5 protein-coding genes are annotated in these 23140 nt (G+C 43.0%); 1 reads left to right on the forward strand and 4 read right to left on the reverse strand.

Annotated features, from left to right (window positions below; genetic code table 11):
• Positions 1-83: 83 nt before the first annotated feature.
• Entirely contained in the window at positions 84-1310 is a 1227-nt protein-coding gene (gene dapE / locus PAUR_RS17445) for a succinyl-diaminopimelate desuccinylase (protein ID WP_192509019.1), read from the reverse strand.
• 294 nt (positions 1311-1604) lie between these two features.
• Between dapE and PAUR_RS17450 the strand changes: the two genes are divergently transcribed.
• On the forward strand, positions 1605-2840 hold the full coding sequence (locus PAUR_RS17450) for a lysine N(6)-hydroxylase/L-ornithine N(5)-oxygenase family protein (RefSeq protein ID WP_192509020.1): 1236 nt from the start codon (positions 1605-1607) through the stop codon (positions 2838-2840).
• A 449-nt stretch (positions 2841-3289) separates the two neighbouring features.
• On the opposite strand, the gene PAUR_RS17455 is transcribed toward PAUR_RS17450, so the two are convergent.
• The 3 genes from PAUR_RS17455 to PAUR_RS17465 form a co-directional block, all read right to left on the reverse strand.
• Positions 3290-19612, reverse strand: coding sequence for a non-ribosomal peptide synthase/polyketide synthase (locus tag PAUR_RS17455; RefSeq protein ID WP_192509021.1), 16323 nt, complete (start codon positions 19610-19612; stop codon positions 3290-3292).
• A gap of 181 nt (positions 19613-19793) precedes the next feature.
• Complete coding sequence (locus tag PAUR_RS17460; protein ID WP_192509022.1) at positions 19794-21884, reverse strand: TonB-dependent receptor; 2091 nt, start codon at positions 21882-21884, stop codon at positions 19794-19796.
• A gap of 275 nt (positions 21885-22159) precedes the next feature.
• Positions 22160-23011 carry a formyltransferase family protein gene (locus PAUR_RS17465; RefSeq protein WP_192509023.1) on the reverse strand — a complete coding sequence of 284 codons (852 nt, stop codon included), beginning with the start codon at positions 23009-23011 and terminating at the stop codon, positions 22160-22162.
• Between the last annotated feature and the right edge of the window lie 129 nt (positions 23012-23140).

Here is a 23140-nt window from a genome sequence, read left to right on the forward strand (position 1 = left end):
TCTGAGCAACTCACTTTACAAAAGCCCTATTTGGAATACCAAATAAGGCGTGAATAAAACTCTACCAAATACGTAAATTTCACTCACAGTATCAACGCTTCATCAATAGACTCAAACTGTATATTAGCGCGCATATCGCTCACACAAAATGCTGCAATCATGTGTTTGTAAATTAATGCTAAATCGCCAATATCACTTAAAGATGCAGATTCATTAACTTGATGAATGTTTTCATTACGCAGCCCGAATTCAATGACTTCAGTTCGTGCTGAAGCGATAAATCGACCATCCGATGTACCGCCATCAGTGGTCAATATCGGGCGAATACCCACCGTGTTTTCAATGGCCAAGTTCAATGTATCAACAAATTTATTTGCTTCATTAAAGTAGGGGGCACAAGGACGCTGCCATTCTATTTCGCAACGGATCTCATCTGAGTGTAATGTGTCACTTATGAGCTTTTTCAACGACTGCTCTGTATGTCGACTACTGTATCTAATATTGAAGCAAATATCTGTGGTACCAGGGACTGTGTTATCGACAAACTCTCCGCTATTTAATTGCGTGATTTGTAAACTTGTGCCGGGCATTGTTACAGTGCCACTGTCCCACTGTAACGCGACTAAACGGCGACTCAATACAATGGCACCATGGGCGGCATTTTGGCAATTATGAGGATACGCAACATGGCCTTGTTGACCAAATACACGCACATGACCTGACAGCGAACCGCGTCGACCGATTTTCACCGTATCCCCTAAACGGGCTTTACTCGATGGCTCACCAACTAAGCAATAGTCCGGCAAATGCTCATCCCCTAACGCATTAAGTGTGTCCATAATAGAGGCGGTACCATGCTCTGCTTCCCCTTCTTCATCACAGGTAATTAGTAACATGAGAGTCCCCGTATCACAGCGTGTCAACAGAGATTCTACCGCGGCAATAAAACATGCAATACCGCCTTTCATATCTGCAACACCACGCCCATACACACGTTCTGAAATGATTTCTGCAGCGAAGGGAGGACTGGTCCACAACTCTAGAGGACCTGCAGGCACAACATCTAAATGCCCTGCAAAAGCAAAGGTTTTACCTGCCCCAAAAGATTTTGACGCAATGAGGTTTCTAACCCCCTGTCGTGTTACTTCTTTGCACGTGAATCCCAGCTGTTCTAAATATCCACATATATAGTCAAAACTGCCAGCGTCATCTGGTGTAATGGACGGGAATCGAACTAAGTTTTGCGTAAGTTCAATGGCTTTTTCTTTGAGTGACACATCATTTAACTCAGTATCTCGCACGCTTGTCATAATTATTTCGCTAATCACTAGTAAAGAGTTTAAAGCACACAAGTCACTTGATAATTTGCATGGCTTTATTTGCTTAGATCCTCTAGACGAAGCAACAGAGCATAAAGTTAGCGATCGCAGACTTGATTACTGCATTTCTATATAACCAATCTGTCGTACATACCTGTACTCGCCCGTTACTTGCAATAAACCACAAAGAAACTAAGGAAAACCTAAATAATTATCATAAGCTTTCGTCTCAGGATGAATACTAATTGTTAAAGCGCCACACATACGCGCTCTGTTGAGGCAAACATGAAATTATACGACGTTATCGGGATAGGATTTGGCCCTGCTAATTTAGCTTTAGCCATTGCGTTACAAGAGCAAGGTAAACTCACCGACAAGGTTTGCTTCATTGAGAAACAACCCAATTTCTTATGGCATGGTGGGATGTTACTTGATGATACGACAATGCAAATTTCTTACCTGAAAGATCTTGTTACCCAAAGGAACCCAACCAGTCACTTTAGCTTCGTCAACTACTTGCATCATCAAAACAGACTAGACAGTTATATTAACTTAAAAACATTTTATCCATCTCGATTAGAGTTCAATAGTTACTTAAGCTGGGCCGCATCACACTTCAATGAACATTGCCATTACGATGAGCAAGTCGTTGAGATTACGCCTGTAGTGGAGCAAGATCATGTTGAATATCTTGCAATAACAACGAGAAATCAAGAAGGTTTAGAGCACACTCGTCATGCTAAAAATATCATTTTAAGCCCTGGTGGTAATGCAAAGGTCCCTGAGGTATTTAGTGATGCCTTTACACATGAAAATGTGTGGCATTCTTCTCAATACTTGATGAATAAACATAAAATTAAAGCAGGTGATAAGGTCGCCGTTATTGGTGCGGGTCAAAGTGCCGCTGAAATATTTGTCGATGTGCAAAATATTTTGCATCAACCAAAAGTTGATCTTATCTTTCGCGCTGGCGCTATGAAGCCTGCTGACTCAAGTCCCTTTGTCAATGAAATCTTTGACCCACGCTACACCGATTTAATGTATCAAAACACACCTGAGCAACGCAGTGCTTTTTTAACTGAATTCAGAAATACCAATTATGCGGTTGTCGATGAGCCATTATTAGATGACATATACGGCCGCTTATACACACAAAGGCTAAAAAACGAAACCCGTTTTTCCCTCAAAAATAATACCCATATTGACGCTGCGACTCTCTCTGGGGATCAGATCTGTTTAACCCTTAGTCACGGCCAGCACAATAGTCAGCTTGAAAAGTATGACCACATGATACTTGCAACAGGCTATCATTATTCCTCGCGTCCACCTTTATTAGAGTCAGTAACTCAATGGCTGGAAAATGATATTGCTCGCGACTATCAATTACGTACTGCCGATACCTTTAAACCGAAAATATTTACGCAAGGAATTAATGAAGCGACACATGGGATCAGCGATTCTCTTTTATCGATCTTAGCGATTCGCTCTGCTGAAATTGCGGATGCACTCGATCTAAGCTAACAACACCTCAACAGTAACCCGATCGTCAGTATTGGGTTACTTAACCTCTCTCACTTCACCCGTCACTCTTTTCCTTATTGTACATCTTGATATAGTGCGCCTTTTCAGCCCTGTAATACTTAACCTCAGCTCTGGATAAGCGAATTTGCCCAATAAAGCTATTTTTCTCACTCTCGGCGTTGTTTTCATTTGTAATAGCCCGCTATTACTGCATAAAAGCGCCTTGATATTGAACAAAATATCATCATTGGATTGTACGTAAGTTTGTTTACAAAATGTTTCCTATTCCAAAACCCTTATCCAAACCTGAGGTTACTTATGGTCATTGATACCACTTTCAGCATCTTCTAGTCATCGCTTGCAAAGAGTAAAAAGAGGACAATAAAAAGTGCCGCTTTCTATAAGAAAGCGGCACTTTTTACCCAGCTATTTTTAATAGTAATGTACGCCTATAAAAATTTTTCCATCGCTTGTTCAATGCCATCCAGTACTTCAGAACTCATTACTATGCCTTGGTGATCATACTCCAACCTCGTTTCAGGAAGAGATTGACCCAACCCACCGTAATAATTGGCAGTACTCTCTGTGGATGTGTCACTCGACCACCAACAGTGTATGCCTGCAGAATTCACCACTTTGTAATTTATCGGTCGACGTGAGGTAGTGTACAAATGATATGCAACTTGAATTAACGTTACCAATTCTGTTGCTGGTAAATTAGTAACCTCTTCGCTAAAGCTCTCTTTATATTGCATCAATAAGTCAACCAATGGCATAACCGCTTCAGTATTAGCTGCAATATAAGTTTCGACAACAGCTTCAACCTCATCTTCTCGTGCAATAACATGTTGCATAACCCACTTTGAGATCCATTGGTGCCACATTAAGATCTCGCTATTTTGATACTCAAATGGATTCCAACTGTCGATAAGTTGCACCATTGAAACTGTATGGCCCAAATCTGAAAGTGTATTTGCTACCAACAAAGCGATGGGTGCCCCCATTGACCAACCAGCTAAATAATAAGGCCCTGATTGCTGATACCGTAAAATTTCACTCGCGTAGTGGTTTGCCAACTGTTGCAGATCAGATTGCATATCAAAAGCATCATCAGGTGCAATACCAATGCAATTTACTCGCCCTTCTAAACGCTGAGCCAGTGGCCGATAAGCTATGGTGAGTCCACTTCCTTCATGTAAGCAAAAAAGATTTGGCCCCGTCGCAATAAGCGAATTCAAACTATGTACACTGGGGATCGCATCACTCAATAACGCGTTTACTAATGAGCTCAGATCTGGCGCTTGCCACAATAATCTAATATTGAATGGTAGGTGATGACGCTGCTGCCATTGACTGGTCACCTTTAATCCATTAATTGAATCCCCACCTAGCGCAAAGAAATTATCAAAACGTCCTACTTGCTCAACACCTAACACCTCACGCCAAATTTCAGCCAGTAATGTTTCAAGCTCCCCTTCTGGCGCAACATAAGCTTTCTCGCTTTCTAATTGTGCCTTTGGTAACGCTTTTCTATCTATCTTACCGTTACTATTCGTTGGCAGCTCCGCCAGTGCCATCAACACACTGGGTACCATATAATCTGGTAATTGCTGTGCTAGCGTCGCTTTTAGAGCAACCACATCTAATAAGCCTTCGTCATGCCCTGATACATACCCTACTAAACGCTTGCCCGACGGCGTATCATCCGCAATGACAACCGCTTCATTCACCCCCGCTGATTTACGTAATAACGACTCTATCTCACCTAGCTCTATGCGGAAACCTCGGATTTTCACCTGATGGTCAGTACGACCTAAATATTCCATTTGATTATCCGCATTCCAGCGCACCAAATCTCCGGTGCGATATAAGCGTGAGCCATCTTCTTTAAACGGGTCCGCTACAAAACGCTCCGCGGTTAAATCGGGACGATTCAAATACCCTCTTGCTAACCCGACCTCTTCCGCCATGTATAACTCACCTATCATACCCGGCAGTACTAGATTCAATTGGTCATCCAATATCCATGCTTGGCGTTGTCCTAACACCTCACCTATCGGCGCATACACGCTGTCAAAGCTGCTTCCTGGTAACGCTTTCCACGTCAGCGGCGTTACCACTGTCTCTGTTGGACCGTAGCCATTAATAAAGAATGCCGGTTTTAAAACCCGTTGAGCTAGTTCAAAAGACGCTTGTGGCATCGCATCTCCACCAAAGCAATACACTCGAACCGGTGGAGGATTGCCTATTTGTTCAACATACGCAGCCAATTCTCGTAAGAAGACCGGTGGGAATACCACCACACTCACGCGCTGTGCGTGCATGTTTTCATACGTCTCTTGTAAGTCCCACTGTTTTTCTGGCCTAATAACCACTGTACCGCCATGTGTCACGGCTGATAACCAACGCTCATGTGCCCCATCAAAACAGAATGACATGAATATCAATTCTCTGTCTGACGCGCTTAAACCATAACGGCGCCCTATTGAACGACAGTGCATCCCAATGGACCCCCGGCTTACCAACACCCCTTTTGGATTGCCCGTCGAGCCCGAGGTATAAATAACATACGCCCCTTGTGCTGGGTAGACCGTCTCCATTTGCCAACTATCATTGAGCGCTATCTCTGGCAAACAATGTAACTGCGCCTCCCCTGCTAATTCAGCAATGCGGTTATCTGATACCAGTATGTGCTGCATCTGACTGTCTTTTATCATGTAGGCTAAGCGTTGCTCTGGATAGCTCAAGTCCATTGGCACATACACCGCTCCCGCCTTTAATATCGCCAAAAAGGCCACTGGTAAGTCGCGGCTACGCTCTAGTGCAACCCCCACTTTTTGCTCTGCAACCACCCCTTGCTCACGCAAGTAATACGCCAATTGCGATGATTTCTCATACAGCTCTTTAAACGTATAACTGAGACCATCACATGCAACGGCTTCTGCATCCGGTGTCTGCTCAGCCAGCTGGTTTAATGTTGAAACAACATCTTGATATTGCTCAGCTCGTAAAGTCGGTGCTGCACCATTGGGAATATATATCGGAGTTTCTGTGCCCGATATATACGGAACAAACTCATCTCCAAAGCCTTGTGTGCGTAACGACTCTGCTTGAGCTGGCGTGACAAGTGATAGCGCTGATAATAATTGGTTTTGGTTAGATACCATTGCTAAAATCAAAGACTCCAACTGCTTTGAAAGCATGTTTGCACTTACCGTACTTACTTTGTCATGTTGATAAGTCAATGTGATTTTCAATAATGCTTCGATTTCAACCCCGAGAGATACCGGATAGTTGGTTTCCTCAGCTGAATTAACAACATCGAATGCAGTGTCTTTTCCTTCTCCATTTTGGAGTGTCTCAGAGATCGGGTAGTTTTCAAATACCATTAAGGTATCGAATAAACCTTCTATATTCAGATCTAAACGTTCCCCTGCTTGCTTCTGAATATCATAAAGCGGCGTAAACTCAAATTCTCTAGAACGAACACTCGCGGTTTGAATTGACTGTAACCAAGTACTTAACGACTGTGCCGGATCTATTTCAGCAATCACAGGAATGGTATTGATAAACATCCCCAAGCATGCACCACTACCAGCCATATCGGTTGGCCTACCTGAGGTGGTTGCACCAAAGCATACTGTATCCCGATTTAAGTATCGCGACAGCAGTAATGCCCATGCACCTTGAATAACGGTATTTATTGTTACATGATTTTGCTTTGCAAACGCTGTTAAGCTAACAGTTTGTGTTTCATCAAAATGAATATACTGCTTACCATACTGCCTAAACTCAGAATCCCCATTTAATACCGAAGTCAGGTAACTTGGGCCTGTCAGTCGACTTGTTTCATGCTGCCAATAAGCCAGGTTAGTAGAAGCATCTTGCTCTTTTAGGTAAGTAATATAGTCTTTATATTGCACTGTATCTTTCGGCAGACTCATTCCTTCGTATGCTTGTAGTATCTCCCCCATCATGACAGATGTACTCCAACCATCTGTTAATAAATGGTGACTTGTCCATATTAAATAATGCTCTGTCGCTCCTGTATGTATCAGTGTTAACCGCGTTAAGCCGGGGTCGTTAATGAAATCAAACCCTCGCTCTCGATCCGCTTGTGCTTGTGTGATAAAGGCTGCCTTATCTAACTTGCTATTTTGCCAATCCAGTTCCTGCCAAGATTGATCTGTTTCTTTCGCAACAAACTGCAAATTAAAGTTATCAGTACACACAAAGCCAGTTCGCAATACATCATGACGCGCGATCACTGATTGCCAAGCCTGTTTAAAGCGCGCTACATCTAGCCCTTTCACCTCAAAACAGGTTTGATTTATATACGCACTGCTTTGTTCAAACATACTGTGAAATAGCATGCCTTCTTGCATGGGTGACAATGGATACAGATCATCCACATTACTCAGATTAAGTGGTAACGCATCTAGTTGTGTTTGCGATAATTTAGTTAGTGGCACATCTGATGGGGTTAATGTGCCTTGCGTCGTTTGGCAATGCGCCACAACCTGCTGTAATGCAGCCTCAAAATGTGCGGCAAACTGTGCCACATCTTCATTATTCAAACGCGCTTGTGAGAAGCTTATCTCAAAAGACAGTGCCCCATTTAATACTTGTCCATTAATCGCCAACTCACTATTCATAGCGATATTGTCACTCGTTGCTTTCCCAGAGCTTTCAGATGCTAAACGCCAAACCGAGGTACTATCGTGCACTGTGCCATTGTCGAATTGCCCCAAATAGTTGAATTCTATTTGACTGAGTGAGCTCTGCTGTAACTGCGCTTGTTCTTCATCTGTGCCATTAAATTTAAATGCACTATACCCTATCCCCTTGTTTGGAATAGCCCGTAAGTTTTCTTTATTGGCGATGATTGTGTGTGCCAACGAGGGCATACGCTGCAATACAATTGGATAGAGTGTGGTAAACCAACCCACAGTCCGGCTTAAATCTACGCCTTGCTCCCATGGTTCTCGCCCATGACCTTCCAAGTTTATAGACACTTTAGATTGACCTAACCATTGATACAAAGCTTCACTTAATGCACTCAGTAACAAGTCATTTATCTGTGTACGATATACTTTTGGCGCATCATGTAATAATGACTCAGTACGCACTTTATCTAAACTGACACTGACTGCTGCACGATGCAATGCAAGTGCACTGCCCTGCGCATTTAAGTTAGGTAATTGTAATGGCTGAGTGACTTGCTCAGACCAATACGCAAACTCGTCTTTAAATTGACTCGGGTACTCACGTACACGGTCAGCCCAGTATTGATAGCTGTGACTTTTTAACGCCAATGTAAGGCTTTTACCTTCAATAGCTTGCTCATATGCAACGGCTAAATCATCTAATAAAACCCGCCAAGATACACCATCAACAACCAAATGATGAATAACGAATAACAGCCTATATGTGCCATCATTCACTCGCATTTGCACGACTCTCATCATTGAGCCATGGGTAATATCTAAACTTTCTTGAGCCTGTTGTGCTAATTGCTCTATATCGGCCACATCAACATCATGTAACCACATATTTTGTTCAACAAAATCCTCTCGATACTCTGTATACTCTTGACTCCATCCCCCCATTTCATCTTGATAGTATCTCATTCGCAACGCATCGTGACTTTCAACCAACTGGCTTATCGCCGCATTAAGTGCAACATCATCTAGCGCTTGATCACTGTGTAGCATTACAGCTTGGTTCCAATGAGAGCGATCGACCATCTCATTTTTAAAGAAGCTGGATTGAATCGGCAGTAACTCAACTTCCCCAAAAACACTTTGCTCAATTAAATCTTCATCTTCCATAACAATCAAACAGTTAACTAGGCGCGCTATGCTTTGCTGCTCGAACACTTGTTTAGGGGTTACCAAGTACCCAGCCTGACGAAGTTTTGCAATTATTTGTAAGCTGACTATGGAGTCCCCACCTAATTCAAAGAAATTGTCATGACGACCCACTTGTTCAACACCCAGGATTGAGCGCCAAATAGCGGCTAACATAATCTCTAGTTCCCCCTCGGGGGCAACAAAATCAAGCTCCGCGGCTCGGTCCACTTTAGGTAAGGCACTTCGATTAACTTTACCGTTATTAGTCAGAGGAAAGCTCGCTAGTGTGACAAATATATCGGGGATCATGTAACTCGGTAAATTGTTCCGTAATATCTCTTTTAATGCGTCATACTCGATGTCATCATCAGCCACAATATAAGCAACTAATTGTGTCCCATTTTCGGTTTCATCTGCGACGACAATGGCTTCATTTACGGTTGGGATATTACATAAATTGGCCTCTATCTCACCCAATTCAATTCTAAAACCTCGCACTTTCACTTGATGGTCTGTGCGTCCTAAATACTCAAGCTCTCCATCAAAGCTCCAGCGCACCAAATCTCCCGTTCGATATAAACGCGCACCATCGTCGCTAAAGGGGTTTGCTATAAACCTTTCTGAGGTCAAAGCACCTTGGTTTAAGTAGCCACGTGCAAGTCCTTCTCCGGCGATATATAATTCACCTGGCACACCTATTGGCATCAGTGTTAACGCATCACTTAATACGTAAAGCTGAGTATTTTCAATTGCATCTGTGATAGGGATCACATCCCAGCGCTCATTAGTCTCATTACCAATGTTAAATACTGAACATCCAACGACAGTTTCTGTCGGTCCATATTCATTAATGATCTGTGCATAAGGGAACAAGGCTTTCAATTGAGCAACCGTTGAGCTCAATAGCTTGTCTCCCCCTACGACAAAGCAATGCGCTTGCTCATTTGTGGTGAGTAAATCACTGGCAAGCATCGCATCGATATGGGCAGGGGTTATTTTATATAACGTCGCATCATTACTTTGTTGTAAATGCGCAATTAAATTACTGAGTTCTTCGTCCCCCGATGCCAGCAATGTCACTGTTTTACCGCTATATAACGGCACTAACAAGCTCGTTACTGTGGCATCAAAAGAGAGTGTTGAACTCACTAAACTCGATGATACATTTGGTAAATAGGCTGCCTGCGCATAGGACAAATAGTTAGATAACCCTTGATGCGTTACCGCAACGCCTTTAGGCTGCCCAGTAGAACCTGAGGTATAAATCACATATGCTAAGTTATCTTTTGACATGTGCGGATAGTGGTGAGGCTCATCCGACGAATAAACGATATCCTGTAACTCGTGTATTTCAGACAATTGCGCTAACTCAGTAAAGTTAGCTGCTGAACCATCAGTTAGAATAAGCTTTAAAGTACTGCTGCTAACAATATATTTAACACGATCACTCGGCAAATTAGGATCAATAGGCACATATGCTGCACCCGCCTGATGGATAGCGAGTAAACTCACAACCATATCGATATTACGATTAAAAATCACCCCAACTTGGTCTTCCACAAGCACATCATTCGCCTGTAAATAAGCGCATAGCCGACTCACTTTTAGTGCCAGCTGCCCATAAGTAATAGACTCTTCTTCATCCCTCAAAGCAATCTGGTTCGGTGTATTCACACTATGGTATTCGATGCTTTCATGTAATAACATTTTAGGCTTATTGCATTCATTACCACGGCCAAAGGCAATAAGATGACCAACCGTGTGCTCTAATAGTAGCTCGACACTACTCACAGTTTGCTCTGGACGTAATGCAATATCTGTGAGTATCGACATAAAGCCATCAAGAAGCTCTTGAACTCGGTTGTCACTATAAAGTTCAATAGCGTAATTTAAGTATAACGTCACTTCGCCTTCAGTATCTTCAATAGCTTCAAGTAACAATTCAAATTGTGCACTATTGGTCGGTAACTTTGCTTCACTAATCGTCAATTCAGGTAATTGTGACAACAAGTTATCTTCTTGACGCTGATAATTTAGCATCACTTGAAACAACGGAGAGCGGTTTAAATTACGCTCTAATTCAAGCCCATCAACCAGCTTTTCAAAAGGGAGGTCTTGATTCGCCTGAGCCCCTTGTAAACTTTCCGTAATAACATTCACGACTTGTCCCAGTGCCATATCTGCTGATAACACACTGCGGATCACTTGCGTATTGACAAAAAAGCCAACAATGCTCTGACTTTCAATATGCTGCCTATTCGCTATAGGCATACCAACTCGAATATCTGATTGACCAGAGTAACGATGAAGTAAGACATGCCACGCACTCATAAGCAAAGCAAATAAAGTACTGCCTTGGTCTTTGGCGTAATGACTTAATTGTGCTTTCAATGCCTTTGGAATAGCGTGAATAGCAATACCATTACTATATTCTTGTTGATCACTTTGCAAATCGGCAGGTAATTCCAGAACTGGGTGAGAATCACCTAAGTTTGTTTTCCAATATGCCAACTGTCGTGCATCTTCTCCTTCTTCCAGCCACTGTTTTTGCCACTGAGCATAGTCGCTGTATCGTGGTTGCAATTCGACTGCCAGTGAATCCCCTTTTAACGCCGCTGAGTAACCAGCTACAAAATCGGCAATAATCAAATTTAACGACCAACCATCAGACACAATATGATGCATTACCACAATCAACTCATGCTTATCTTGCGCATGCGTAATTAAGCCAACGCGTAACAATTTATCTGTCGTTAAATCAAACGGCTTTTTCACTAAATCAGACTTAAATGTATCTGACTCTACATTTTTAGTAGAACCATCTAAACGTTGAATATTTGCTTTCACACCCTGTTCGACTACTTGTGTCACACTGGCATCTTGATGCTCAACAAACCTTGTACGCAATGCATCGTGTTTCTCAAGGACATAGTCAAATGCCGTTTGCAGTGCAGTAAAGTCCAGTGTGCCCTCTAAGATCAAACCACCGGTAATGTGGTAAGCATCACTGTCGGGTGCTAACTTCCACAAGAACCATTGACGCTCTTGCGCATAAGATAACGTTTGCTGTGCACGCTCAGCCCTAAGTAAAGGCGATATAGTGTTCTCACTCGAACTCAGGCTTTGTAGTGCAAGTGAGTATAAGTCAGTACTGGTGAAAATATCCTGCACACTCAATGTAATATCATGACTTTTTGCTAATGCAATTAAGCGTAAGCTGTTAATTGAATCCCCACCTAGCGCAAAGAAATTATCAAAACGTCCTACTTGCTCAACACCTAACACCTCACACCAAATTTCAGCCAGTAATGTTTCAAGCTCCCCTTCTGGCGCAACATAAGCTTTCTCGCTTTCTAATTGTGCCTTTGGTAACGCTTTTCTATCTATCTTACCGTTACTGTTCGTTGGCAACTCCGCCAGCGCCATCAACACACTGGGTACCATATAATCTGGTAATTGCTGTGCTAGCGTCGCTTTTAGAGCAACCACATCTAATAAGCCTTCGTCATGCCCTGATACATACCCTACTAAACGCTTGCCCGACGGCGTATCATCCGCTATGACAACCGCTTCATTCACCCCCGCTGATTTACGTAATAACGACTCTATCTCACCTAGCTCTATGCGGAAACCTCGGATTTTCACCTGATGGTCAGTACGACCTAAATATTCCATTTGATTATCCGCATTCCAGCGCACCAAATCTCCGGTGCGATATAAGCGTGAGCCATCTTCTTTAAACGGGTCCGCCACAAAACGCTCCGCGGTTAAATCGGGACGATTCAAATACCCTCTTGCTAACCCGACCTCTTCCGCCATGTATAACTCACCTATCATACCCGGCAGTACTAGATTCAATTGGTCATCCAATATCCATGCTTGACGTTGTCCTAACACCTCACCTATCGGCGCATACACACTGTCAAAGCTGCTTCCTGGTAACGCTTTCCACGTCAGCGGCGTTACCACTGTCTCTGTTGGACCATAGCCATTAATAAAGAATGCCGGTTTTAAAACCCGTTGGGCTAGTTCAAAAGACGCTTGTGGCATCGCATCTCCACCAAAGCAATACACTCGAACCGGTGGAGGATTACCTATTTGTTCAACATACGCAGCCAACTCTCGTAAGAAGACCGGTGGGAATACCACCACACTCACGCGCTGTGCGTGCATGTTTTCATAGGTCTCTTGTAAGTCCCACTGCTTTTCTGGCCTAATGACCACTGTACCGCCATGTGTCACGGCTGATAACCAACGCTCATGTGCCCCATCAAAACAGAATGACATGAATATCAGCTCTCTGTCTGACGCGCTTAAACCATAACGACGCCCTATTGAACGACAGTGCATCCCAATGGACCCCCGGCTTACCAACACCCCTTTCGGATTGCCTGTCGAGCCCGAGGTATAAATAACATACGCCCCTTGTGCTGGGTACACCGTTTCCATTTGCCAACTATCATTGAGCGTTATCTCTGGCAAACAATGTAACTGCGCCTCTCCTGCCAATTCAGCAATGCGGTTATCTGACACCAGTATATGCTGCATCTGACTGTCTTTTATCATGTAGGCTAAGCGTTGCTCTGGGTAGCTCAAGTCCATTGGCACATACACCGCTCCCGCCTTTAATATCGCCAAAAAGGCCACTGGTAAGTCGCGGCTACGCTCTAGTGCAACCCCCACTTTTTGCTCTGCAACCACCCCTTGCTCACGCAAGTAATACGCCAATTGCGATGATTTCTCATACAGCTCTTTAAACGTATAACTGAGACCATCACACGCAACAGCTTCTGCATCCGGTGTCTGCTCTGCCAGCTGGTTTAATGTTGAAACAACATCTTGATATTGCTCAGCTCGTAAAGTCGGTGCTTCACCATTGGGAATATATATCGGAGTTTCTGTACCCGATATATACGGGACAAACTCATCTCCAAAGCCTTGTGTGCGTAACGACTCTGCTTGAGCTGGCGTGACAAGTGATAGCGCTGATAATAATTGAGTGTTATTCGCTATGAACGCTAGAAGCAGCCCTTTTAGCTGCTTAGCAATTGTTTCAACCCCTGCTGCTGATATTTTCCAGCCCTGATAGGTAAACGTTATGCTTAAGCTAGAATCGACTAAAACGCCAAGGGTGAGTGGATAGGTTGTTTCTTCGCGCGCTGCGAGTACTGAAAACTGAGTGTCTTGTTCATCGCGGGTTTGTACGGCTTTTGATATTGGATAGTTTTCAAACACCATTAAGGTATCAAACAAACCTTCTTTATTTAGCTCTAAATACTCCCCAGCTTGCTTCTGAATATCGTAAAGTGGAGTGAATTCATGTTCTCGAGCTTGTAAATTATCGTTTTGTAAAGCTTGTAACCATGCAGAAATAGTCATGGCAGGATCAACAGTAGCAACAACAGGAACTGTATTAATAAACATCCCCTGGCTTGATTCAGAAGCAAATAAATCAGTGGGCCTACCCGAAGTCGTTGCACCAAAACATACACTGGCGCGATTTAAATAACGGCTCAGTAAGAACGACCAGCTACCTTGAATCAACGTATTCAGTGTTACTCGGTTCTGTTGACTAAACTCAATTAGTTTCTGTGTTTGCGGCTCGTCAAATTCAATAGCATATGCATTATATTCCCCATCCGTATGCTCATCACCAATGACCGATGTAAGGTAGCTTGGCTCTGATAGGCGGGCTGTTTCTTTCGCCCAGAAAGCAAGATTACTCACCTGATCTTGCTTCATTAAGTAAGCAATATACTGTTCGTATTGACCTTGTGCGACAGGGAGTGTCTTACCTTCATACGCCTGTAGTACCTCACCCATCATGGCTGAGCTACTCCACCCGTCGGTAAGCAAATGATGCGTAGTCCATATGAAATGGTATTTCTGAGCCGCTAATTTCACCAACGTTAAACGTGTTAAACCTGGATCATTAGTTAAATCGAATCCAGCTTTACTGTCTGACTGCGCTTGCTGAGTTAACAGCTGAGGGAGTTCATGTTCGTCGTAAGATTGCCAATCTAATTCATGCCACTGCGGTATAAGGCTACGCATTACATACTGCAATGTTTGTTGTCGCTCGGTCAAAAAACCGGTTCTCAATGCATCATGGCGTGACACTACTTGCTGCCAAGCATGCTTAAAGCGCTCCACATCTAAATTTTCGATTTCTAAGCAAGTTTGGTTTATGTAAGCTTCACCTTCATCATAAAGGCTATGAAACAACATCCCCTCTTGCATGGGTGACAATGGATATAACGTCTGTAATTGACTGAGTTCAATTGGTAGCTCGTCAAGTTCTGCTTGACTCATTTTCGCCAGTGGGGCATCTGATGGCGTGAGTGTAGGTCTTGCTTGTTGGCAATGCTCAACCACGGCACACAAAGACTGATATAATTTATCAGCAAATACCTGAACATCATGATGTAATAAGCGGGCCGTTGAAAAACTAATATCAAATTGCAATTGACCGGCAAATACTTTGCCATTTATCACTAACTCTGTCTGTTGAGGATACTTAGGGCTAAAAGAAGCGCCAACGGATTCATCAGCCAATGTTAATGACAGTCCTTGCTCCGTTTTTTCAAATGTATTATCGGTTTGACCTAAATAGTTAAACTCGATTTGACCCATCGGTTGCTGTTGTAGCTCCGCTTGCTCCTGTGGGTTTCCGTAATATTTAAACGCCCCATAGCCTATGCCTTTATTTGGCACCGAGCGTAACTGCTCCTTCGTGTTTTTAATGGTATCTGATAGCGCTTTTGCTCGGGTAAGAGAAACAGGAAACAAAGACGTATACCAACCAACAGAACGACTTAAATCTGAAGTGTCTTCCCATGTCTCTCGACCGTGCCCTTCTAAGTTAACACATATGTGTGTGTCTTCGGTCCACCCATAAACTGCCTCACTCAGCGCACTCAATAATAACTCATTAATTTGAGTTCGATATGCGTGTGATGAATTTTGCAAGAGTGCTTGCGTTGTGGCCTGTTCCAATATCACACTAATTACGCCACTCTCAGACATAGCCTGACTACCTTGCGCATTTAAATTAGGCAATTGTAAAGGCTTTACTGAGTGTGATTGCCAATATGAGAATTCGCCCTCAAAAAGCTGAGGATACTGACTAATTTGCTCTGCCCAATATTGATAGCTATGGCTTTTCAGCCCCAATGCTATCTCTTCATTGCGCTGAGCTGCCTCATAGGCTGTCATAAAGTCATTAATTAATGTACGCCAAGACACGCCATCTACCGCCAAATGATGTATAACAATTAAGAGTCTCGCACTGCCATCATCAAGCTGCATATTCACAAACCGTGCTATCGGCCCAGACTCAATATCGAGGCTGCGCTGCGCTTCTTCTGCTAATGCCGTGACATCTTTTTCTTGTACCGAACGCGACCAGTAGCTACTTTCAAGCAACAACTCATCAAAAGCACTATAGTCCTGCTGCCATTGGTCACACTCAGTGCGCGTATATCGTAAACGTAATGCGTCATGATAAAGTAATATTGCAGAGACCGCATTTTGCAATGCTGGTTCATTAAAATGCTGTTCAGAACGCAGCATAATTGCCTGATTCCAGTGATTATACTCAATCATTGGTTTAGCAAAAAACTCTGCTTGGATGGGTAATAACTTAGCAGTCCCTGTGACCGTTTGTTCCGGAATTGACGATACATCAAGCGCTTCCAATTGTAAGGCTAAACGCGCAATATCTTGCTGCTCAAACATTTGCTTCGGCGTTACTACATAACCTACTTGGCGGACTTTAGCGACAATCTGCAGACTGATGATCGAGTCGCCTCCCAGCTCAAAAAAATTATCTAATCGCCCGACCTTATCAACACCTAATGTCTCCTGCCAAATATTGGCCAACATTGCTTCGTTATCCGATTGCGGTGCTTGATAGATTTGTGAACTCGTTAATGATGCTTGTGGCAACGCATTTCGATCTATTTTTCCGTTGCTGTTTAACGGCAGCGCTGGTAACACCATCAATAGACTTGGTACCATGTAATCTGGTAACGCTTCAGCCAATTGGTTTTGTATTTGCTCTGAGTCAAGTTCAATACTTTCTGCAGCAGAGACATAAGCGACCAAACGCTGGCCTGAAGGGCCTTTATCGGCAATAACAACCGCTTCATTCACTTCATCAATCGCATGCAAACACGCTTCAATTTCCCCCAGTTCGATACGGAAGCCGCGAATTTTTACTTGATGGTCAGTTCTGCCCAAATACTCAAGTTGCCCTTGCGCATTCCAATGCACCAAATCACCAGTTCGATATAACCGCTCACCATCGTTAGAAAACGGATTAGCTACAAAACGTTCGGCTGTCAGGTCTGCTCGATGTAAATAGCCTCGAGCCAAGCCAATACCGCCAATATACAATTCGCCGGCAACCCCGATAGGGCTCAATCGTAATCCGCTATCTAATACAAGTAACTTTATACCATCAATCGGACTCCCGATTGGCACTGACACATTGGCATTTCCATGACATGTGAAATGACTCACATCAACCGCGGCTTCTGTCGGGCCGTATAGATTATAAACCTCAGTATTTGGTAATAGCTGTAGCGCCTTTGCCTGCACTTCGCTGGGTAACGCTTCACCACTGCACAAAATGCGCTTAATACTACGCGCGCTGCTAACACCTTCGTGATTAATAAACGCTTGAAGCATTGAGGGTACAAAGTGCACAGTCGTAACACGCTCTTTGGTAATGACTTCAAGTAACCGTGAGCTATCTTTGTGCGCTTCAGGCTGTGCTACAACCAATTTAGCCCCATACATCAGCGGCCAGAAAAACTCCCATACAGACACATCAAAGCCAAATGGGGTTTTTTGTAATACCACATCATCTACTGATAAGGGATACGCCGACTGCTGCCAAGCAATTCGGTTGTAAATTGCTTCATGCGTATTTCCCACACCTTTTGGGTTACCGGTGGAACCTGATGTGTAAATCACGTAAGCCAATTGGGTAGCATGCGTTATTAAATTAGGTACGCTCGATTCATATTCATCTAACTCCAGTGTATCAACTGGCACCATTGGCGCTATCTCTGCAAGTTGAGACAACGACTTGTGCGAGTCGTCTGTGAGGAACAATGCTAAAGCACTACTTTGCGCTATGTAATCAATGCGCTCTAATGGTAAAGTAGGGTCAATCGGCACATAAGCAGCCCCAGCTTTTAACACAGCCAATAAGCTAACGACCATGCCCACGCTTCGTTCGAATACCACCCCCACTTTATCTTCTGCACGAACACCTTTAGCTAATAAACAATGTGCCAAGCGATTAGCACGAATATCAAGCTGTTCATAAGTCACCGTTTCGTCCTTAAAACTAACAGCTATCCTTGTAGGTGTTTTTTGACTTTGGTCATGTATGATTTGCTGCACAGGTGTGATGAAGCTATGAGGTGAACTTCCCACATTCCAAACAGCCAGTCTCTGAAGATCTTTTTCTGCAAGTAATGGTAAGTGGGCCATAGGCACATTAATGTGCTCTAATACTTCAGTCAAAACCATGTGGAATGTATTCAAGCACTGCGTCGCAAATTCAGGGGCATATAACTCATTTGCGTACATCAAATTTAACGTTGTTTCTTGACCCACTTCTTCAATGACATCTAGCTGTAAATCAAACGGCATACCAAAGCGGTAAAACTCAAAGTCCAGTAGTGCTACACCACCCAGTTGCTGCAAACTCTTTTTGTTGCGACGCAAATAATTAAACATCACTTGAAAAATAGGGTGAACACCCGTTTGACGCTCAGGCTTTAATGCTTTAAGCAAATGTTCAAATGGTAAATCCTGATTACCCTGCCCTATTTTTGACACATGTGACGCTTGTTCAAGTAACGAACTAAAGCTCTCATGATGTTCAATAGTGAGTGGGTAAGCTTGGGTATTAACGAAAAAGCCAACAAGATTAAATGTTTCACTGAGATGACGATTCGCAACCGGTACCCCAACTTGAATACGCGTTGCATTGGCAAAACGAGATAAGAGCACTTGCCAAGCAGTCAGTAACACCAGATATGGCGTCACATTGTTTGCTTTTGCGAGCATAGATACTTTATGCCATACTGGTTCATCTAATACTTGGATCTGGGTCTTAACACTATATTGCCCAGAATGACGCGCTTGATTATTAGCGGGTAGGCGTAGCGGCTCATCGGCTTGCAATAACTTCTGCCAAACCTCTAACTGTTTCGCATATAAGTCTTGTTGGTCTTGCTTGTTTAACCATTTTGCAAAGCCCAGATAACCCACTTTTTCAACCGTTTCACTAGACGCTTTCCCTTCACTCAATGCGACGTAAATAGCGACGAATTCATCCAGCAGCTGCTGCATTGAAGTACCATCAGCAATAATATGGTGTAACGTGACCACCAAACTACTATCATTACCTTGGTTGACCACACCCACTCGCAACAATGGTCCTTCAACCAAGTCAAAGGGCTGGACAACTATTTGCCTTAACTGTGCATCTCGTTGCGCTAAATCAACCGCGGTTGTTTCAAAAAAAGTAAAGGTTTGATCACCACCATCGATTTGCCAAACATCTTGTAAATCACCCTCTACAAATTTAATCCGCAAAGCATCATGCCGCTGACAAAGCTGTTCAAACGCACTGTTTACGCGATGGGTATCAAGTAAGCCTTCAAAATGTAATGCCCCACCCAAGTTATATGTGACATTGTCAGGGTCTAATTTCCAAGCATACCAAAGAATTTTTTGAGCAGGCGTTAAAGGAACTAATTCTCCATCCGCGATATGCTCTGAAATATGTGTGCCGACGCCAGAGTTTGCACCGCTGATCATTTGTTGTAACTTATTTTTATCAGCTTCCGATAAAGAAGAAAGTTGTCTGTTTTTTCTGGTACGTCTTTGCCGTGACATTCTGGCTCCACTCAACATAAATTGGTTCAAATTTAATATGTGAGCTAGACGAATAGAAACCTGAAAAATCAAGCATTGCAGTGCTTTATTTTATTGATGAGTAAGACAAAAGCAATGTGAGTTGGCGCGCAAGATGTACGCTGTGGTTATTTGCCTCACAGCGTACATTAATTATAGAGAATTACAGATTATATGTTACAGAAAAACCAACGGTTCGCGGCTCTGTTAATTGACCTGAGGTAATTACACCTGTCACTGGTGCACGCTCAATTGCTGTTTCATTCACTTGGTCAAATGCATTATTAACATACGCATCTACTCGCCAATCTTCCGCAATATAAGCAACTGAAACACGAGTTTCTGTGTAACTATCCGTTTGATATAAATCAGCCTGACTAATTTGGACCTGAGGGTTATTTGCCAAATGACTGCGTAGTAATTTGCTTTGATAGTCACTTGTATAACGCGTATTTAAACTGAATTGAACATTATCTGTTAACCAATAATCAGCGCCAATACTTGCCGTCACGCTCGGTGCCATAGGTAACTCTTGACCTAGCAAGTGCTGATTATTGCTATCTGCACTTTCAACACTCGTATGTAATGAGCCGAAACTACCTGACAAGATCAGCGAGTCTGTGGCTGCATAGCTTAACTCAGCTTCAAATCCATAACTGTCCACTTCATCAATGTTATGAATAATTGTATCCCATGGCTGACCTGATGCACCAGTTGCAAGCACTTGGTAATCCGAGTAATTGTTATAGAAAACATTTGCTGCGAGATTTAACGCGTCTCCCCATGATTTACGTACACTGACCTCGAACGTATCAACATATTCTGGATCATAGCTATATACAGTAGAAGAAGCCCAGCTAAAATCACCGCCACCCGAGTTGTACCCTTTTCTGAAGCTCACGCCAAGCGTGAGTTCTTCATCAATAGTATGTAAATAAGCGATTTTTGGTAAGTAAAGCGTCTCATCATTGGCAATAATAAATGAGGCACCTGATGCCGCTCTAAATTCGCGATGTTGCTTCTCTTTCTCAATTCGGCCACCAGCTATAACTTGGCCTTGCTCGGAAACACTAACAGTAACCTCACCGTAAATCGCATCAGATGACGAGTCATCATCCCCTTCATATACACCTTTATTAAAGAAAGCTTGCTCACGATCATACTTATACACACCAAAGTGTCCACTCAACCCATCATCAAAAGCAAAGCCAAATTTACCATCGATAGTTTGACTTTCATCGTCCATGCGAACGTGCCACACGAGTGGGTATTGATGAAATTCATAACTATAATCAACGTCAGATACCAATAATTCAATGTCAAAGTTATCATTTATTTCATAAGACGTTTTTAGTGAGGTATGCTGACTGTCTACGTCTTTGTCACGGGCATATGATGTATCGCTGTCCCAAGGTGTTGAGATAGTACGACTCGCAAGATCCGGACCATCTAAATACCAGTAACGGAATCCCTCTTCTTGTGTATCAACATAACTCAATAACATGTCTAACCCATCAACTTGTGATGGTGTCCATTGTAACTTAGCATTAATACGCGTCATGCCAATCGGCTTTGGATCAAAAGGGTATGCGTCACCGTCAGCCAACTGAAACTGAGAATGGTGTTCTCTATCCACATTTTGTACCGTGAAGCGATATGCGAGTTCATTCTCTATAATTGGCGCAGACACCATGGCTGAAAGCTCTTTGCTTTGCGTTTTATTGGCATATCCTGCTCTTACCGATGCTTCTAGTCTATCCATGGAAGGCGTATTTGTCGTGACGTAAATGATCCCTCCCATGCTGTTTCGACCACTATTAGACGACTGTGGTCCACGTAACACTTCAATTTGCTGTACATCCCACAAACCAAGATCACCGGTTAACGTGGCTACAAACGGTTCCGCTACACCATCTGTCATCACCGCAACACGTGCTTTAGCGCCTGAAGTGAAAGAATATGACCCTGTAGCAATACCTTCCCCTTTCACCCCTCGAATACTTGGCAAACTATCTGAAAAAACTACATTTGCAATATCCGATAAAATATCGACGTATGAATCTGACTGCCCATTGGCCAGCTCTTCACTCGTAATTACCGCAACCGAAGATGTGGTGTCTTTTAAAGAGCGACCTGCTTTCTCACCATAAACAACAATATTCTCTATCGACGTAATTTGTTCTTTTTCATCCGCTGAAACAGCTGCCGATACTGCCAAGGCAACCGGAACCATACAAAATGCCAGTTTATTCATTATTTCATCCTAAATTATAGTTAGCCGACCAACAGACGAACTAAATGAAGAGAAATTTAAGAATAATAGGAACTAATTTCATTTATCATTACAATTCAACATGTAACATTAAAGCCTCACTATGGACAGCACTTTATATTGTGTAGAAAAGCAACCATAAATGCACAAATACAATACTGCGTTGTCTGAGTGGAAATTGCATCATTTAGTGTCCATGATGCAATAATTAATGCCTGATACGGTCCTATATTCACCAAATTGGCATTTGAATGAGGTTACACTTTTTCTTCTGAGGTTATCTTGGTCTTAGCTAACACATGAAGCCCTTGAATCATGGCTGGAAATAGACTCTGCTGAAAGTTATTCCAACGTAGTTCAAAAATTGTATCGGTAGGTGTGATCTTGGTATTTAGAACATCATGAATAACTGGACCTGAATCAATCCCCTGATCAACATAATGCAGTGAGGCACCCGTTTTATCAATCACTTCTGTGTCAACCATTTCCATTGTCTGCCAATTAATAACCTGTTTACCTTGCGCACCATACAGGGCATCCAGTGTAGCAGTTGCACCTCTGCGCTGATAAACAGAGTCCTCTTTTGTGATCCCTGGGTGAATATTAACAATACGCTTTGCGTAAGCACTCTCTTCACTCGCCAATTGATCCAAAATAACAATAAGTCCATCTAACAACACCACATCAGCATCCAACTCATCCAGCTTACTTTCTAAGCGCTGCTCAAAATCTCGCTTTCCTTCTCGCCATAGTTGTGACCCTTTTGACAACTTACGGTAACTCGAAGGTACACAACATAACAGCTCATCGACGAGCGTATTGCCTACTTTGAGTGTTTCAGGATAAATCCATTCAGCGTTACAAGCCACTCGCGATGTTCCGTAGTCTTGCAATTTTTGACTATCAAGCGAGTGTGTTAAATCGTCGTCAAAAATAACGCCGCTCAACTCATACAGCTCCCCCAAATCACTGCTATTTAGCTGCATCACTAGATGCTCTAATGGTGAGGTCATGTAACGTGTTTCATCTTTATATGCAATCATTCTACCCGCCATATCTGCCGCAGCATTACGCAAGGAGCACACATATACTAGTTTTAATCTACCCATAGTCTCATCACCCATTTTTTTGTACTTCTTTAAACCCATAACTCACATGTTACGAATTACACTATCCCATCATCAGACGCTGTACTCAGGTAAATATTTACTTAACCTCAGGTTTGGATAAGGGTTTTG

Source organism: Pseudoalteromonas aurantia 208 (assembly GCF_014858725.1).
Taxonomy (GTDB): Bacteria; Pseudomonadota; Gammaproteobacteria; order Enterobacterales; family Alteromonadaceae; genus Pseudoalteromonas; species Pseudoalteromonas aurantia.

Excerpts from the sequence above, each read along its gene's own strand:
- dapE (WP_192509019.1), bottom strand. The coding sequence starts at position 1,310 with ATGACAAGCGTGCGAGATACTGAGTTAAATGATGTGTCACTCAAAGAA.
- PAUR_RS17465 (WP_192509023.1), bottom strand. The coding sequence starts at position 23,011 with ATGGGTAGATTAAAACTAGTATATGTGTGCTCCTTGCGTAATGCTGCG.
- PAUR_RS17450 (WP_192509020.1), top strand. The coding sequence starts at position 1,605 with ATGAAATTATACGACGTTATCGGGATAGGATTTGGCCCTGCTAATTTA.
- PAUR_RS17455 (WP_192509021.1), bottom strand. The coding sequence starts at position 19,612 with ATGTCACGGCAAAGACGTACCAGAAAAAACAGACAACTTTCTTCTTTA.
- PAUR_RS17460 (WP_192509022.1), bottom strand. The coding sequence starts at position 21,884 with ATGAATAAACTGGCATTTTGTATGGTTCCGGTTGCCTTGGCAGTATCG.